At 71.3% G+C, this 15,772-nt stretch carries 14 protein-coding genes and 1 tRNA gene; 10 read left to right on the top strand and 5 right to left on the bottom strand.

The genetic code is table 11. The features are described from left to right. Window positions 1-7: 7 nt before the first annotated feature. On the bottom strand, window positions 8-994 hold the full coding sequence (locus FDM97_RS04140; RefSeq protein WP_137988909.1) for an SMI1/KNR4 family protein: 987 nt from the start codon (window positions 992-994) through the stop codon (window positions 8-10). Between the two features lie 244 nt (window positions 995-1,238). Here FDM97_RS04140 and FDM97_RS04135 point away from each other — a divergent pair, with 244 nt between their 5' ends. Together FDM97_RS04135 and FDM97_RS04130 are read left to right on the top strand one after the other, a co-directional pair. After that, on the top strand, window positions 1,239-1,748 hold the full coding sequence (locus FDM97_RS04135) for a YwqJ-related putative deaminase (protein WP_137988908.1): 510 nt from the start codon (window positions 1,239-1,241) through the stop codon (window positions 1,746-1,748). 10 nt (window positions 1,749-1,758) lie between these two features. After that, entirely contained in the window at window positions 1,759-2,250 is a 492-nt protein-coding gene (locus FDM97_RS04130) for an SUKH-3 domain-containing protein (protein ID WP_137988907.1), read from the top strand. Between the two features lie 46 nt (window positions 2,251-2,296). Here FDM97_RS04130 and FDM97_RS04125 read toward each other — a convergent pair whose 3' ends face one another. Next, entirely contained in the window at window positions 2,297-3,643 is a 1,347-nt protein-coding gene (locus FDM97_RS04125) for a sensor histidine kinase (protein ID WP_137988906.1), read from the bottom strand. A 155-nt stretch (window positions 3,644-3,798) separates the two neighbouring features. Here FDM97_RS04125 and FDM97_RS04120 point away from each other — a divergent pair, with 155 nt between their 5' ends. The 4 genes from FDM97_RS04120 (at window position 3,799) to FDM97_RS04105 (ending at window position 7,407) form a co-directional block, all read left to right on the top strand. Next, window positions 3,799-4,671 (top strand): hypothetical protein, encoded by an 873-nt coding sequence (locus tag FDM97_RS04120; protein ID WP_137988905.1) that lies wholly within the window; start codon window positions 3,799-3,801, stop codon window positions 4,669-4,671. 7 nt (window positions 4,672-4,678) lie between these two features. Continuing rightward, a tRNA-Gln gene (locus FDM97_RS04115) sits at window positions 4,679-4,749 on the top strand. A 113-nt stretch (window positions 4,750-4,862) separates the two neighbouring features. Next, window positions 4,863-6,311: a bifunctional UDP-N-acetylglucosamine diphosphorylase/glucosamine-1-phosphate N-acetyltransferase GlmU gene (gene glmU, locus FDM97_RS04110; RefSeq protein WP_137988904.1), complete on the top strand. Its 1,449-nt coding sequence runs from the start codon at window positions 4,863-4,865 to the stop codon at window positions 6,309-6,311. A gap of 121 nt (window positions 6,312-6,432) precedes the next feature. Beyond that, window positions 6,433-7,407 (top strand): ribose-phosphate diphosphokinase, encoded by a 975-nt coding sequence (locus FDM97_RS04105; protein ID WP_137988903.1) that lies wholly within the window; start codon window positions 6,433-6,435, stop codon window positions 7,405-7,407. 75 nt (window positions 7,408-7,482) lie between these two features. Here the strand turns inward: FDM97_RS04105 and FDM97_RS36810 are convergent, their stop codons facing one another. From FDM97_RS36810 to FDM97_RS04090, 3 genes are all read right to left on the bottom strand, one after another. Continuing rightward, the gene (locus FDM97_RS36810; RefSeq protein WP_137988902.1) at window positions 7,483-10,050 is read right to left on the bottom strand and encodes a S8 family serine peptidase; all 2,568 of its coding nucleotides are present in this window, start codon (window positions 10,048-10,050) and stop codon (window positions 7,483-7,485) included. A 157-nt stretch (window positions 10,051-10,207) separates the two neighbouring features. Further along, window positions 10,208-11,107, bottom strand: a complete 900-nt coding sequence (locus FDM97_RS04095; protein ID WP_175439030.1) for a serine hydrolase — start codon at window positions 11,105-11,107, stop codon at window positions 10,208-10,210. Continuing rightward, window positions 11,104-12,051 carry a LysR family transcriptional regulator gene (locus FDM97_RS04090; RefSeq protein WP_137988901.1) on the bottom strand — a complete coding sequence of 316 codons (948 nt, stop codon included), beginning with the start codon at window positions 12,049-12,051 and terminating at the stop codon, window positions 11,104-11,106. The genes FDM97_RS04095 and FDM97_RS04090 overlap by 4 nt, the downstream gene beginning before the upstream one ends. A gap of 87 nt (window positions 12,052-12,138) precedes the next feature. Between FDM97_RS04090 and FDM97_RS04085 the strand changes: the two genes are divergently transcribed. From FDM97_RS04085 to FDM97_RS04070, 4 genes are all read left to right on the top strand, one after another. Then, the gene (locus tag FDM97_RS04085; protein ID WP_137988900.1) at window positions 12,139-13,743 is read left to right on the top strand and encodes a penicillin-binding transpeptidase domain-containing protein; all 1,605 of its coding nucleotides are present in this window, start codon (window positions 12,139-12,141) and stop codon (window positions 13,741-13,743) included. A gap of 166 nt (window positions 13,744-13,909) precedes the next feature. Then, window positions 13,910-14,506, top strand: coding sequence for a 50S ribosomal protein L25/general stress protein Ctc (locus FDM97_RS04080; RefSeq protein ID WP_137988899.1), 597 nt, complete (start codon window positions 13,910-13,912; stop codon window positions 14,504-14,506). Window positions 14,507-14,609: 103 nt separating this feature from the next. Next, entirely contained in the window at window positions 14,610-15,206 is a 597-nt protein-coding gene (gene pth, locus FDM97_RS04075; RefSeq protein ID WP_137988898.1) for an aminoacyl-tRNA hydrolase, read from the top strand. A gap of 42 nt (window positions 15,207-15,248) precedes the next feature. Continuing rightward, on the top strand, window positions 15,249-15,692 hold the full coding sequence (locus FDM97_RS04070) for a hypothetical protein (protein WP_137988897.1): 444 nt from the start codon (window positions 15,249-15,251) through the stop codon (window positions 15,690-15,692). Window positions 15,693-15,772 lie beyond the last annotated feature (80 nt).

The following is a 15,772-nucleotide window of genomic DNA, read 5'->3' as shown; positions in this document are numbered from 1 at the left end:
AGCCAGTTCACTCCCCCACCGGGACCACGGGCACGGCGCGCGCGAAGCCGCCGTCCACCATCAGGTTCGCCACCGTCTCCAGCTCCGGCGGATTGCCGGCGAGACGCTGCAGGAACACGTCGAAGTCCTCGCCGCACGGAAGCAACAGCCGCTCCACGCGCTCGTTCACCGTCCACCCGTCCTGGTCACGTGCGTCGTCGTACGCGCAGAACCACACCGAACCGATCCTGTCGCCCTTCACCTTCACCGCCAGGATCCCGCCCTGCACGAACGCGACGCCCAGGTAGTCCTTGGTCAGATGGTCACGCAGACACTTGTTGACGTAGACGAGGTCGTTGACCCCCGCCTCCTCGCGCACCGTGAAGAACGGCTGGTCCACCAGAAGACCGAGCTCCGCGTCGAGACCCGCGCCCACCGGCGCGCAACCGCCCGCCGCCTTCAGGAAGGAGCGGTACGCGTCCGGCAGCCGGTAGCCCAGGTCCTCCTCCACACCGAGGAGTTGCTGCTCCGTCACCGACACCAGGCCCTTGGGCAGCCCGAAATGGACCGGCCGGGTCTCCTGCAGCGGACGCGTGCCCCGCTTGGCCTGGTCGACGGCCGCGGTCGCGACCCCGCCGTGGTGACGCAACAAGGCCTTCACCTCGACCGGTACGAGCTCCATCCGCCGGCCGCCCGCCACGTGGTGCCAGGTCCAGCCGTGCGGAGTGGCCACGGCGGGGATGGTGTCCCACAGTTCGTGGCCGGTCGCGGCCAGCGCCGCGTTCGCCGACACGTAGTCCGTCAGACGCAGCTCGTCGACGCCGAAGCCCTCGGGTGGATCGGCGATCTCCGCCGCCGCACGGGCGTACGGCGAGAAGTCCGGATAGCCCCGTTCGTCCACCCTCACCCCTCTGGGGTGCCGGGAGGCGCGGACCGGGTCCGGGAAGTGCACGACCTGCCCGGCGTAAGCCGCGTTCGGTGGCGCGGCGTGCTGCCCGAGCCGACCTGTCGTCATGGCGGTTGCCCCCTGCGCTGGCTGCTGGCTGATTCCGCACAGCCTATGCGCTGCCACAAGCCCGCGACCCGGCCCGATCCGCCCACGGCCACAGACCGTGACCAAGTGTCACGAGCGGATGACGCACCGGCGATAGTTCCGACACGCCGCAGCACGTTTCACCTACCCCGCTTCCGCATGAGGCGTCCCATTTGGCAGTCTGTTCCAGCAACTCGGGGGATTGCAGGAGGGGAAGACACGCACCATGTACGCCGCACCGACGCCCACGCAGGGTGACCCACGCCTCAACTGGAGCAGCACGGAATCCACCCGCGCCCCGTTACTGCGCTTCCGCCGCGACGGAATCCTGCCCACCGTCGGCGCCGCGCTCTCCGTACGTGGCGAAACCCTCACCTGCACCGCGGGCCGCGGCGACCAGCCCCCCGCCCTGCATCCGCTCGTCCAGGACTTTCTGGACACCCTCACCAGCGGGCAGCGCGAACGCTTCACGGGCCGCTGCCCCGAGGCGATCCTGCTCTCCCGCCATCTGACCGCCACCGAGACCGGCCGCTCCAAGCGCGCCCAGCGCAAGCCGCTCACCCACAGCGAGGCCCGCCGCTCGCTCAAGAACGCCAAACTGACCGCGCGCCGCATCCGCGAGGACGGCGACCCGCTGCACGGCGGTTACGCCGCGCCCTGCCGCTCCTGTACGGCGATGCTCGCCCACTTCGGGGTACGCACCGTCGACCCCACCTCGACTGTCGAGAACGGCTGACCGCACCTCCATGCCCGACCATCTGAGCACCACCCGCTTCCCGGTCAACGTCGACGCCGCCCTCCGCGAGGCGGGGTGGCAGCCGGGCCGCTGGGACATCAAACTCGCCGAGCAGTGGGCCGACGCACTGCGCGCCCACGTCTCCCCGGGCGGCCACCGGCACAGCGTCTTCCCGGCCGCGGTGGAGGCCTGGGCCGAGTTCGGCGGCCTGCGCGTCACGTCACCCGGCGCCGGCCGCCAGATCGCCCCGGCGCCGCTGCGCTTCGACCCACTGGCCGGCCTGCACCTGGCCCGCACACTGGCCGACCTGGGACGCGCGCTGGACACCGAGATCTCCCCGCTCGGGGAGGAAGGGGACCACCAGGCGGTCCTCGCGATCGACCTGGAAGGCCGGGTGTACAGCCTGGACCACACGGGCGACTGGTTCCTGGGCCGCGACATCGACACGGCGCTGTCGACACTGATCACGGGGGCGCAGCCGACGCGGCTCGTCACGGGCTGAGCGCGGGGGCGGGACTCTCGTAGGCGCGCGTACGACACCGGCTCCGCTACGCCGCCCGCTCCCCCACCGGCAGCACCGCCGACACCCGGAAGCCGCCCGCGTCCGTCGGGCCCGAGACGAAGACGCCGCCCAGACGCGTCACCCGCTCCCGCATGCCGACCAGGCCGTTGCCGCCGCTCGGAAGATGGGCGTCGGTGGCGGCCCCGTCCGAGGGGCCGTTCTCGACCTGCATGGCGACCTCGCCCTCCCGATGGGCGAGGCGGACGACGACCTTCGCGCCGGCCGCGTGCTTGTGGACGTTGGTCAGCGCCTCCTGGACGACCCGGTACGCGGTCTGCTCGACCTCCGCGGCGTACGCCCGCGCCTCGCCGAGCACGGTCAGCTCGACGACCACGCCGGCCTGCCGGGACTGCTCGACCAGCTTCTCCAGAGCGTCCAGGCAGGGCCCGTCCTCCGAGGCGGCCTCGGCGGCGGCCGCCGCCGCCCGGCCGACCGCGGCCAGCGGAACCGGAGACGCCGAGGACACCGAGGACGCCGGAGACGGGGCGGCGTCCTCGCGCAGCACGCCCAGCATCTCGCGCAGCTCCGTCAGCGCCTGGCGGCCCATGTCGCCGACCAGCGCCGCGTTCTTCACCGCCTTCTGCGGGTCCTTCAACGCGACCGCCTGCAGCGCCGCCGCGTGCACCACCATCAGCGACACCCGGTGCGCGACCACGTCGTGCATCTCCCGCGCGATCCGCGTCCGCTCCTCCTGCCGCGCCCACTGGGCCCGCTGCTCGGCCCGGTCGGCCAGCAGCGACAGCTCCTGCTCCAGGCTGTCGGCACGCTCCCGCAGGCTCTCCATGAGCCGGCGCCGCGCCCCTATGTAGAGGCCGAAGAGGACGGGGGGCGCGTTGAGCCCCAGGGTCATGAAGAGGGAGACGACGGGGACGTACCAGCCGCTGGGGTCGAAGTCCTGCTGGTCGACGTCGGCCTGGGCGACGTCCTGGCGGAGCCGTACCACCGTCACGATGAACACGGCGACCGTCGACATACCGGCCAGCGCGGCCGTGATCCGGCGGGGCACCTCGGAGGCGGCGAGCGTGTAGAGCCCGACGATCCCCATCAGGTAGCCCATCTCGGCGGGCGTGACGGCGATCGAGACGAGGACGACGGCGATCGGCCACCGGCGCCGCACGAGCAGGACGGACCCGACGATCAGCCCGAACAGCACCCCGACGGGCACCGGCAGCCCCGCGTCCCCGGCGAAGCCGATCCCTTCCAGCCCGCACTCGAGCGCCGACACGACGGCCAGCCCGCCGTCGAGCACCGCACTACGCCGTCTCCCCCACCACCACCAGCCACGGGCGGCAGCCGTGGCCGCCTCGTCCTGGTGCGCCCCCATTGTGGTCATGGCGACCAGCCTACGGGCGGGCGCGAGTCATTTTCCGGCGACCGCACGACGAGGGGATGACGCGCGTCAACCACGCACACACACCTGTCCCTCGAACTACTGAATCGCCCAGGTTTTCGACCCGGATGTCCGCATTCCGGACGCATGGTGTTCGTATGACATCCGCCACGAGCAAGTACGCGGACTTCGAGATCCTGCGCGAGCAGGCGATCGCGTTACGCCGCGAGGGCCTCAGCCTGCGCCAGATCCGAGACCGCCTGAAGATCGGCAACAACGACATCCTCCACCGACTGGTGAAGGGGGAACCCCCACCGGAGTGGACCAAGCGCCCGAACGCGAAGGACGACCTCCGGGACCGAGCCCGCGAGCTCCGCCGGGAGGGCAGGACGTACGACCAGATCCAGCTGGAGCTTGGCTGCTCGAAGAGCTCGATCTCGCTCTGGGTACGCGACCTCCCGAAACCGGAGCGCAAGCGCACCCGCGAGGAGGCGTCGGCGATCGCCAGGCGGGGGTGGGAGGTCACACTCCAGCGTCGCGAGGAGGAGCGCCGGCGAGCCAAGCAGGCAGCCGCGAGCGAGGTCGGCGCGATGTCGGAACGCGAGCTGTTCCTCCTGGGCGTAGCCCTGTACTGGGCCGAGGGGACCAAGGACAAGCCCCACGCCCGCCGCGAGAGGGTGGCGTTCGTCAACAGCGACCCAGGCATGATCCAGATCTTCGTCGCGTGGCTCGACCTTCTCGGCGTCGAGAGGGCGCGGCACACCTACCACGTCATGATCCACGAGAGCGCCGACGCCGCGGCGGCCGAGCGGCACTGGGCCGAGATCGTCGGCGCCGACATCGAGAGCTTTGGCAAGACGACCCTCAAACGCCACAACCCCAAGACCGTCCGCAAGAACGTGGGCGACGAGTACCACGGATGCCTTGTGATCCACATTCGCCAAAGCGCCGATCTGTACCGTCGCATCGAGGGGGCCTGGTACGGCATAGTAGGGGCGGCATCCGCACCGGTTCCCAAGAATCGGACATAGCGGTCCATCCCGGGTCGTCTAAGGGCAAGACGTCAGATTTTGGCTCTGATCATGGGGGTTCGAGTCCTCCCCCGGGAGCGGCCATGCTCAGTTCGGGTCCCGACCACTCGGTCGGGACCCGCACTCATTTCCGGACCTGGACCCCCCGGTATCCTGCGGATGTCCACCACCCGAAGCCGAAGGGCATTCCCGTGAGCGCCAACCGCCCGGCCGCCGTCGTCGTCCTCGCAGCGGGTGAGGGCACCCGCATGAAGTCGAAGACCCCCAAGGTCCTGCACGAAATCGCCGGACGCTCCCTCGTCGGGCACGTCGTGTCCGCCGCGCGCGAGCTGGAGCCCGAGCAGCTCGTCGTGATCGTCGGGCACGCCCGTGAGCAGGTCACCGCGCATCTGGACGCGCACTACGCCGGCACCCGTACCGCCGTGCAGCACGAGCAGAACGGCACCGGTCACGCGGTCCGCATGGGGCTCGAGGAGCTCGGTCAGGCGCCCGACGGCACGGTCGTCGTCGTCTGTGGCGACACGCCCCTGCTCTCCGGGGAGACCCTCAAGGCCCTGGCCGCCACCCACGCGGCCGACGGCAACGCCGTCACCGTGCTGACCGCCGAGGTCCCGGACTCCACCGGCTACGGGCGGATCGTGCGCGACGCCGCCACCGGCGCCGTCACCGCGATCGTCGAGCACAAGGACGCGACGGACGAGCAGTGGGCGATCCGGGAGATCAACTCCGGCGTCTTCGCCTTCGACGGCCGGCTGCTCGCCGACGCGCTCGGCAAGGTGCGCACGGACAACAGCCAGGGCGAGGAGTACCTCACCGACGTGCTGTCCATCCTGCGCGAGGCCGGTCACCGGGTCGGCGCATCGGTCGCCGGCGACCACCGCGAGATCCTCGGGATCAACAACCGGATCCAGCTCGCCGAGGCCCGCACCCTGCTCAACCAGCGTCTGCTCGAGCGGGCCATGACGGCCGGTGTCACGGTCGTCGACCCGTCCTCCGTCCTCGTCGACGTCACGGTGACCTTCGAGCCGGACGCCGTCATCCACCCCGGTACGCAGCTGCTCGGCGCCACCCACATCGGCGAGGACGCCGAGGTCGGCCCGAACACGCGCCTGAAGGACACCACGGTCGGCAAGGGCGCCCGGGTGGACAACACGGTCGCCGACTCCGCCGTGATCGGCGAGAGCGCCTCCGTGGGGCCGTTCGCGTACCTCCGTCCGGGCACGAACCTCGGTCTGAAGGCCAAGGCGGGCACGTACGTGGAGATGAAGAACGCGACCATCGGCGAGGGCACGAAGGTCCCGCACCTCTCCTACGTGGGCGACGCCACGATCGGCGAGTACACGAACATCGGCGCCGCGAGCGTCTTCGTGAACTACGACGGCGAGGCCAAGCACCACACCACGATCGGGTCGCACTGCCGGACCGGGTCGGACAACATGTTTGTGGCACCCATCACCATCGGGGACGGTGCGTACACCGCCGCCGGGTCCGTCATCACCAAGGACGTACCGGCCGGTTCGCTCGCCGTCGCCCGGGGCCAGCAGCGGAATATCGAGGGTTGGGTGGCCCGGAAGCGGCCCGGAAGCGCTGCCGCGCAGGCCGCTCAGGCGGTCACGGAGGGGCCCGCCGGGGAAAGCTGACCGGAAACGGGTACGTCGAACTCGGCGTACCGTGATACGTGCACACAAATTCGGCTGGCTCGCACACGCGCACGGGAGCGCGGGATTCGCGGCCAGAGAACACGTCTGAGGAGACAGTGCTGTGACCGGGATCAAGACGACCGGCGAGAAGAAGCTGATGCTCTTCTCCGGCCGCGCCCACCCCGAGCTGGCCGAGGAGGTCGCGCACCAGCTGGGTGTCGGTCTCGTGCCGACCAAGGCTTTCGACTTCGCCAACGGTGAGATCTACGTCCGCTTCCAGGAGTCGGCGCGTGGCGCGGACTGCTTCCTGATCCAGAGCCACACGGCTCCGATCAACAAGTGGATCATGGAGCAGCTGATCATGATCGATGCTCTGAAGCGGGCCTCCGCTCGGAGCATCACCGTGATCATCCCGTCGTACGGCTACGCCCGTCAGGACAAGAAGCACCGCGGTCGTGAGCCGATCTCGGCCCGTCTGGTCGCGGACCTGCTGAAGACCGCGGGTGCCGACCGCATCCTCACGGTCGACCTGCACACGGACCAGATCCAGGGCTTCTTCGACGGTCCGGTGGACCACCTGTCCGCGCTGCCGGTGCTCGCCGACTACGTGGGTGGCAAGGTCGACCGCGAGAAGCTGACGATCGTCTCCCCGGACGCCGGTCGTGTGCGTGTCGCCGACCGCTGGTGCGACCGTCTGGACGCGCCGCTGGCGATCGTGCACAAGCGCCGTGACAAGGACGTCGCCAACCAGGTGACCGTCCACGAGGTCGTCGGTGACGTCAAGGGCCGCGTCTGTGTCCTGGTCGACGACATGGTCGACACCGGTGGCACGATCTGCGCCGCCGCCGACGCGCTCTTCGCGCACGGTGCCGAGGACGTCATCGTGACGGCCACGCACGGCATCCTGTCGGGCCCGGCCGCGGACCGTCTGAAGAACTCCAAGGTGAGCGAGTTCGTGTTCACGGACACGCTCCCGGTGCCGGGTTCCCTGGACCTCGACAAGATCACGGTCCTGTCGATCGCTCCGACGATCGCCCGCGCGGTGCGCGAGGTGTTCGAGGACGGCTCGGTGACGAGCCTCTTCGAGGAGCAGTAGGCAGACCCGTACGCCCCGCCCGTACGCATGAGAAAGGGCCGCTTCCCCTTCGGGGAGGCGGCCCTTTCGCGTCTTCTACGGGCGGTCGATGGTGAACGGGGGTGACGTCCAGGTCTCGGTGTCGGCCGGTTCGGTGCCGAGCGCCTTGACGACCGTGAGCCTCAGTACGTACTGCCCGTCGGGCACGGTGTACGTCCTGTTCCCTCTCCTCGTCTCGCCGTTGAAGGAGAAGTAGTAGAAGTTCCTGGGCGTGGCGTTGCGCTCGAGGTACTGGATGTCGACCGCCGTGTGCCAGGGCCGGCCGGTGGCGGCGTCGAAGACCTCGATGCGCAGGCGGCGCACGGGGTGGTCGACGTGGGCGAGCACGTACGGGACGTTGGTCTCGCCGGTCAGGGAGAAGGTCGAGGAGGCCGGCGGCACCTTGTAGAAATCGTCGCCTTGCCATCGTGCGAGCCAGGGGAACCCGTTGACCGTCGGGGTCAGGACCGGGATCGACTGGTAGTCGCCCTTGAAGCCGGTGTAGGGGACGCGGTAGACCTCGGCGGGCGCCTGGGTGTTGGTCAGGGTCAGATAGCCGCCGTAGAGTCCGCGGTCCGCGAGCGACGCGGGTGCCGTGATGGTGGCGTTGATCGTCGCGGTGCCGCCGCCGGGCACGGTCACGTCCGTGACGGGGTTCCCGGCCGAGGTGAAGGCGACGGTCGCCGGTGCGTCGTGGTGGGTGACGTTGAGGGTGTCCGGTCCGGTGGCGCGTGCTGCCGCGTGTGTGAGCTGGTACGTCTTCGGCGCGTTGCTGCGGTTCCTGATCGTGAGGGTCCGCGTCGCCGGTCCCGCCTGGCTCTCGCCGAGCGAGAGCTTGCTGGGCTCGACTGTCGCCTCCGCGAGGACCGCGCCGGGGATGTCGAGCATGCCGCCGCCCTGCCGGTGCACGTTGTCGAGGGCGCCGGGGTCGTCGGACGGCGGCTTCGGGTCGGCGGTGTTCTGGAAGATCGTGCGCACGGCGTTCGCGGGCGTGTTGGGTCTTCTTTCCAGGAGCAGCGCGACCGCGCCGGCGACGTGCGGGGACGCCATGGAGGTGCCGCTGAGCGTCGCGTATCCGCCTTGTTCCAGGGGGTAGGTGGAGCGGATGAAGCCGCCGGGGGCGCCGAGGTCGGGCTTGAGTGTGAGGTCGGGGCCGGGGCCGTAGGAGCTGAAGTCCGAGATCTGGTTGCCGGTGGCGTTGGGGAAGGCTTCGGTGTCCGCGGTCCAGGTCATGGTGACGGGCCCGTCGGCCAGCCGGCCGTCGATGAGGACGCCTTCGGTGTCGGAGACGGTGACGACGGGGATGGTGACGGCGGGCTCGCCGCTGAGGCTCGCGCCGAATCGCCCTGGCACGTTGTTGTAGATCACGGCTCCGGCCGCTCCGGCGAGCTCGGCGTTCCTGGCTTTGGTGTGGAAGCCGCAGGCGCCGCGCCGGATGAGGGCGACCTGGCCGGTCAGGCTGTCGGCCGGCAGGGGGTCGCAGGCGTCGTTGGTGGACGTGGGTGTGCCGGTGCGGGCCATGGGGAAGCTGCCGCTGGTGGGGGGTGGGGGGGCTCCTTCGGCGCTGATGTATCCGATCTTGGTGCCGTCCGGGGTGATGGTGAACACCGGCAGGTTGGTGTGGGTGTTGTCGTAGGAGGCGACGCCGATGGCCTGGTCTGCGACGCCGGGGGCGCTGCTGGAGTAGAGGCCGTCCTCGCCTCTGTTCCCGATGGACGCGACGACGGGGATGCCCCTGCGGACGAGTCGGTCGGCTCCCTGGGCGGTGGGGTACTGGGGCCAGGCGAAGGGGGCGCCGATGGACATGTTGACGACGTCCACCTGGTCGGCGAGGGCGCGCTCCATGGCCTGGAGCATGATGTCGGCGGTCGTCTGCCCCTCGCAGCCGAAGACCTTGTAGGCGGTGAAGGCGACGCCGGGTGCGACGCCGGTGACCTGGCCGTTCGCCCCGATGTTGCCGGCCACGTGGGTGCCGTGCCCGTTGCAGTCGTCCGGGTCCTCGTCGGGGACCGGGGGCGTCTGCGAGCCGGTGAAGTCGTCGCCGGTGAAGTCGTAGCCGCCTTCGACGCGGCAGCCGGGGCCGAAGCAGCCGCCGAGGTCCGGGTGGTCGTAGTCGAGGCCGGTGTCGATGACGCCGACGTTCACACCGGTGCCGCTGAGTCCGAGTTCGTTCTGTGCGACGTCCGCCCCGGTCATCGCTGTCGCGGTGGCGAGCTGGGGGTCGGCGACGTCGTCCCTCGGGGGGAGCGCGACGGTGTCGACGGGGTGGACCGCCTTCACGCCGGGCACCTGTGTGAGTGTGTCGAGCTGGGAGGCGGCGAGCCTGATGGAGAGCCCGTTCCAGAGGGTGTCGAAGGCGCGGCGCTCGCTGTAGTCGAGGCCTCTCCTGCGTGCCTCCGCGCGGAAGGCGGCCTTCTCGCGCCTGGTGGTGTTGATGCTGGTGCCGTCCGTCGTCGGCGGGCTCTGGAGTTCGACGAACCACAGGTCCGGGTTCTCCGCCGCCGAGCGGGGCACGGTGGGTCCTTCCTGCGCGAACGCGGGGGGTGCGGCGAGTATCACCACGGCGGTCGAGAAGAGCGCGAGTGCGCGGACCAGGTGGCCGGTTCGGCCGGTTCCCTTGAGCATGTCTCCTCCGTCGCGAGGTGGCGTCCTCGTTGACGCCCGCGAGGTGGTTCTCCCTGGAACGCCCGGATTCAACGCGGGATCAGTTCTTATGCCGCTCTTATGACGCATGGGATGGGGCCGGCGGGAGGACCCCGTCCGGAGGATCCGGCCCCGCGTCTCAGGCCGCCGCCGCCCGCAGCGCGTCCACCGCGATCCGTGCCGCCCGGCCGATCACGGCGTCCGCCGCCGGGAGCGTGACCGTCGTCGCGGCGGCCCGGGTGAAGACGGCCACGGCGTACCGGCCGCCGTCGGGGTACTCGACGACTCCGGCCTCGTGGCGCAGCGTGGGCAGCGAGCCGGTCTTGCCGCTGACGCGGACGTCGTCGAAGGGGAATCCGGCGGCGAGGCGGTGGCTCCAGGCCTGGAGCCCGAGGACCTCGCGCAGCTCCTGCCCGTACTGCGCGGCCCGTTCCCCCGCGCACACCTCGTCGCGCCAGATCGCGGCGAGCAGGCGGGCGGTCTCCCGGGGGGTGGAGCGGTTGGTGAGGGCCGGGTCGAGGGCGCGCAGGCGGGCGACGACGGCGGGGTCGGTGAGGGCGGCCGGTGAGCCGGCCGCGTCCTCGCGCATCGTGGCGTACAGCTCGCGCATGGTCTGGACGGCGACGGTACGGGTGAGGCCGAGATCGGTCATGCAGCGGTTGACGGTGTCCAGGCCGACGGCGTCCCAGAGCAGGTCGGCGGCCGTGTTGTCGCTGACGGCGACGGTGAGGGTGGCGAGGTCGCGCAGCGAGAGGCGTGCGGCGTCGCGCATCACGGCGAGGCCGGTGGCGCCGGGCGAGCGGCCTTCGGCGGGGATGTCGACGGGTCGGCGCAGGTCGAGCCGGCCGAGCGAGGCCTCCCGGTAGAGGGTGGCGATCAGGCACAGCTTGTGGACGCTTGCGGTGGGCACGGTCACGTCGGAGCCGACGCCGATGGCGGCATCGGTGTCGATGTCGGTGGCGTGCAGCTGTCCGGTGACGCCCGCGTCGGTGAAGGCCGCGGTGATACGCGTACGGACGGCGTGGGGCGCGGCGGTCACAGGGGGAACTCCGATGCGGGGCGGGGGTGGACGATCCGGGCCGACGGGGCGGTGAGCATGCCCGCGTGGTCGCGGAGTGTCTCGTGGGCGGTCTCGGCGAAGAGCCGTACGGCGGGCCCGTCCCGGCCGCTGGGCCAGGCGGCGGAGGTGCGCCAGGTGACGGGGGTGCCGCGCAGGGGGCGCCAGACGGTGCCGGGTTCGGACGGGGCGTGCGGTTCGAGGGCGATGGCGCCGCCGGAGAGGACGAGTCCGCGGGTGAAGTCGGGGCCGGTGGCCTCGTGGACGGTGCCGGGGGTGCAGCCGTGGCGGGCGCAGGCGGTGAGGGTCTCGTCGTGCAGGGCGGGGGCCTCGGTGCGCGGGAAGAGGACGAGGTCGCGGCCGGTGAGGGCGGCGGTGGGGACTTCGGGGAGCGCGGCGAGGGGGTCGGTGGCGGCGAGGAGGACGCCGAGGGGCTGGTGCAGGACGGGGCCGAAGGCGAGTCCTGGGGCGGGGCAGGGGTGGCGGACGATGCCGGCGTCGAGGGTGCCGGCGGCGAGTTCGGCGGTCTGTTCGGCGGTGGAGAGTTCCCGCAGGTCGAGGTCGCCGCCCGGGGAGCGTTCCCGGAAGGCGATGAGCAGGGCGCCGACGGCGGCGCCGCCGAGGCGGGGCGGGACGGCGGCGCGCAGGGTGCCGGCCCGGCCGCTGTGGACGCGGGCGACGGTGGCGCTGAGCCGGTCGGCGGCGGCGAGGAGGTGTTCGGCCTCGGCGAGGACGAGGCGGCCGGCGGGGGTGAGGGTGGTGCCGCGGCTGGAGCGGTCGAGGAGCCGGACGCCGAGTTCGCGTTCGAGGCGCTGGATGCGCTGGGAGAGGGAGGGCTGGGCCATGCGCAGGCGCTCCGCGGCGCGCCCGAAGTGCTGTTCCTCGGCAACGGTCCGGAAGTACCGCAGATGCAGCAGCAGGTCCATGACCGGCAAGGATAGGCAATCGGCTATGCCTTCCATGGCGATAAAGGTCTTGGACCGGGGGCCGTGGTGTCTGTTTCGCTGACCGGCATGACGACTCATCGGGTGAGACGGCGCCGACGTTGGCCGGCGGTGGCGGTGACGGGTGCGCTGGTGGCGGGGGCCGCCGGCTGGGCTGTGATGTACGGGCCGTTCACGAAGGGCGGCGACGCCCCCGCGGTGGCGGATCCGGAGGCCGTACGGACCGCGCAAACGTTTCTGCGGAGCTGGGCGGCCGGTGATCTGGCGGGGGCGGCGCGGCTGACGGACTCGCCCGCCAAGGCCGAGCTGACGCTGCGGAACTTCACGGCGGGCCTGGAGATCGCGAAGCCGGTCCTGACGGCGGGTGCGGCCCGCGCGGAGGGCGAGAGCGGTGCCACCGTCCCGTACACGGCGAAGATGCCGGTGGCGGGTCTGGGCACCTGGTCGTACGGGTCGGAGCTCGGCGTGTCCCGTACGGACGCGGGGTGGCGGGTGCGGTGGGAACTGCCGCTGATCCACCCGCAGTTGACGGACAAGCAGAAGTTCAAGCTGGTGGAGGAGGAGTCGGCGGAGCTGGCGGCCGTGGACCGCGACGGGAAGGCGATCTCGGCGTCCGCGCACCCGTCGCTCGCGGCGGTCCTCGGCCTGGGCGGCGGGAAGCCGCGGGGCGAGGTGCAGGTGGTGGACCGGATCACCGGCGAGGTGCGGTCGACGGCGGTGCGGTTCGGCCCGGCGGCGGGCGAGGGCGGCGGTCCGCTGCGGACGACGATCGACGCGCGGGCGCAGCGGGCGGCGGAGAAGGCGCTGGCCCGGCACACGGAGGGCCGTAACGCGGGTCTGGTGGCGCTGCGGATCGACTCGGGCGAGGTGGTGGCGGTCGCCAACGGCCCGGCCGGCGGCTTCAACCGGGCGTTCCAGGGGACGTACGCGCCGGGTTCGACGTGGAAGGTGCTGACGAGCGCGGCGCTCCTGGAGAAGGGGGCCGTGACGCCGTCGACGGTCGTGGACTGCCCGAAGTACCTGACCGTCGGGAAGCAGTTCCACAACGTGGAGACGTCCGAGATCAAGGGGGCGACGTTCCGGGAGGACTTCATCCACTCCTGCAACACGGCGTTCGTGGCGCTGCGGGGGAAGCTCGGCAACGGCGAGGTGACGGCGTTCGCGAAGGAGTTCTTCGGGATCGGCGGGCCGGAGTGGAAGACCGGGGTGGGTTCGGTGGACGCGAAGGTGCCGGTGCCGCAGGACGAGACGGAGAAGGCGGCGGCGCTGTTCGGGCAGGGCCGGCTGCGGACGAACCCGCTGACGATGGCGTCCGTGACGGCGACGGCGGTCTCGGGGACGTTCCGCCAGCCTCTCCTCGTCAGGGGCACGCGACAGGAGCGGATCGAGACGAAGGAGCTGCCGGAGCGGGTGGTGGGGCAGCTGCGCTCGCTGATGCGGGACACGGTCACGGACGGTTCGGCGAAGGTGCTGGCCGGGCTGGGGGGCGAGGTCGGCGCGAAGACGGGTACGGCCGAGGTGACGGAGGACGGGAACAACAACGGCTGGCTGGTCGCGCACGACGGCGAGATCGCGATCGCGTGCGTCGTGGAGGGGGCGGAGAGCGGCTCGGGGTCGGCGGGCCCGGTGATCCGGGACATGCTGGCGGAGCTGGCCGGCCCGGGGCCCGGGTGATCCAATTGGGTGGCGCGGCCGGCGGCGGGTAGACTGCCGTAGTTGCTCGGCGAGGGAGGCCGTACCAGAGGTACGGCGGTCCGTTATCGACGCGCTCTTCGTAGCAGGCCATCGCCAGTCGTGGCCGGGTGACAGCCACATTCGTCACCATCTACGAGGAGTGCACATGTCCGAGGTGAAGCTCGCCACCGAGACCCGTACCGAGTTCGGCAAGGGTGCGGCGCGCCGCGTCCGCCGCGAGGGCAGGGTCCCCGGCGTTCTCTACGGCCACGGCACCGACCCGGTCCACGTCACCCTGCCGGGCCACGACCTGCTGCTCGCCCTGCGTACCCCGAACGTCCTGCTGTCCCTGGAGCTCGAGGGCAAGAACGAGCTCGCGATCCCGAAGGCCGTGCAGCGCGACCCGCTGAAGGGCTTCATCGAGCACGTCGACCTGCTCCTCGTGAAGCGCGGCGAGAAGGTCACCGTCGAGGTCGTCATCGAGACCGAGGGTGAGCTGGCCCCGGGCACGTTCCTGGTGGAGCACGTGCTGAACACGCTCTCCGTCGAGGCCGAGGCCACCCACATCCCCGAGTCCGTCACGGTCTCCATCGAGGGCCTGGAGGCCGGTGCCTCCATCCTCGCCAAGGACATCGCGCTGCCGAAGGGCACGACCCTGGTGACCGACGCCGACGCCGTCGCCGTCCAGATCCTGGCCGCGCAGGCCGAGGAGCCGGCCGCCGAGGCCGCCGAGGGCGAGGCCGCCGAGGGCGCCGAGGCCTGAGCCGTAGGCTCTGCTTGACGTGACGGGGTGACGGGCCGCGACGGCCCGCCACCCCGTTTCTTCTGTACACCTGCCGGTACGCACACGAGGAGACGAGACGGACATGACGGACGACGCGAACGCCCCCTGGCTGATCGTCGGCCTCGGCAACCCCGGCCCCGAGTACGCCGCCAACCGCCACAACGTCGGCTTCATGGTCGTGGACCTGCTCGCCGACCGCATCGGCGGGAAGTTCAAGCGGGCGCAGAAGGCGCAGGCGCAGGTCGTGGAGGGCCGTATGGGCCCGCCCGGGCCCGCCAACCGCCGGGTGATCCTCGCGAAGCCGATGTCCTACATGAACCTCTCGGGCGGTCCGGTCACGGCGCTGCGCGACTTCTACAAGGTGCCGACGGCGCACGTCGTGGCGATCCACGACGAGCTGGACATCGACTACGGGATGCTGCGCCTGAAGCTCGGGGGCGGCGACAACGGCCACAACGGCCTGAAGTCGATGACGAAGGCGATGGGCGCGGACTACCACCGGGTGCGGTTCGGCATCGGCCGCCCGCCGGGCCGGATGCAGGTCGCCGACTTCGTCCTGAAGGACTTCTCCTCGACGGAGCGCAAGGAGCTCGACTACTTCGTGGACCGGGCGGCGGACTCCGTCGAGTGCCTGGTGGCGGAGGGTCTGGAGCGCGCGCAGTCGGCGTACAACTCCTGACGCCGGGAGCGCCGGCTCCGTACGACTGTACGATCGCGGACCATGACGCACGCCCGTAACGCCGCCATGGTCCTGGTCGCCCTGCTGCTCGTGGTCGCGGGCGCCTGGTCGTCCTGGGGCTCGGCGCAGCACGTCCTGCTGTCCAAGGGCCGCGAGCACGGCACGCTGACCGTGACGGGCTGCAACGACGAGACGTGCAGTGGCCGTTACGTACCGGAGGACCCGGCCTCCCCGCAACGGACCCTGACCATCGAGCGCTCGGTGGCGGCCGACAAGGGCCAGACGCTGGCGGTGGTGGTGAAGCCGGGGACCGACGAGGCGGTACGGGCGGGCTGGGGCGGCGGCTTCCACGCCTGGCTGCCGCTGGGCGGGGCGCTGTTGCTGGCCGCGCTCGTCGTCGGGGGCGGGCTGCGGCTGACGCGGACGGCGTGGGTGGCGGCGGCCGTGGGCGGGGCGCTGCTCCTGGGAGCATTCTTCGCACTCTGACAGATTCCCGACATGTGGGCGGGATCTGACGGGATTGTTATGAACCCTTGGGTTAAGGGTGACTTAAGTGTGCGGATAGG

The sequence above is a fragment of the Streptomyces vilmorinianum genome, from assembly GCF_005517195.1.
GTDB classification, from domain to species: domain Bacteria; phylum Actinomycetota; class Actinomycetes; order Streptomycetales; family Streptomycetaceae; genus Streptomyces; species Streptomyces vilmorinianum.
This window is presented reverse-complemented; position numbering and strand designations above follow the sequence as displayed.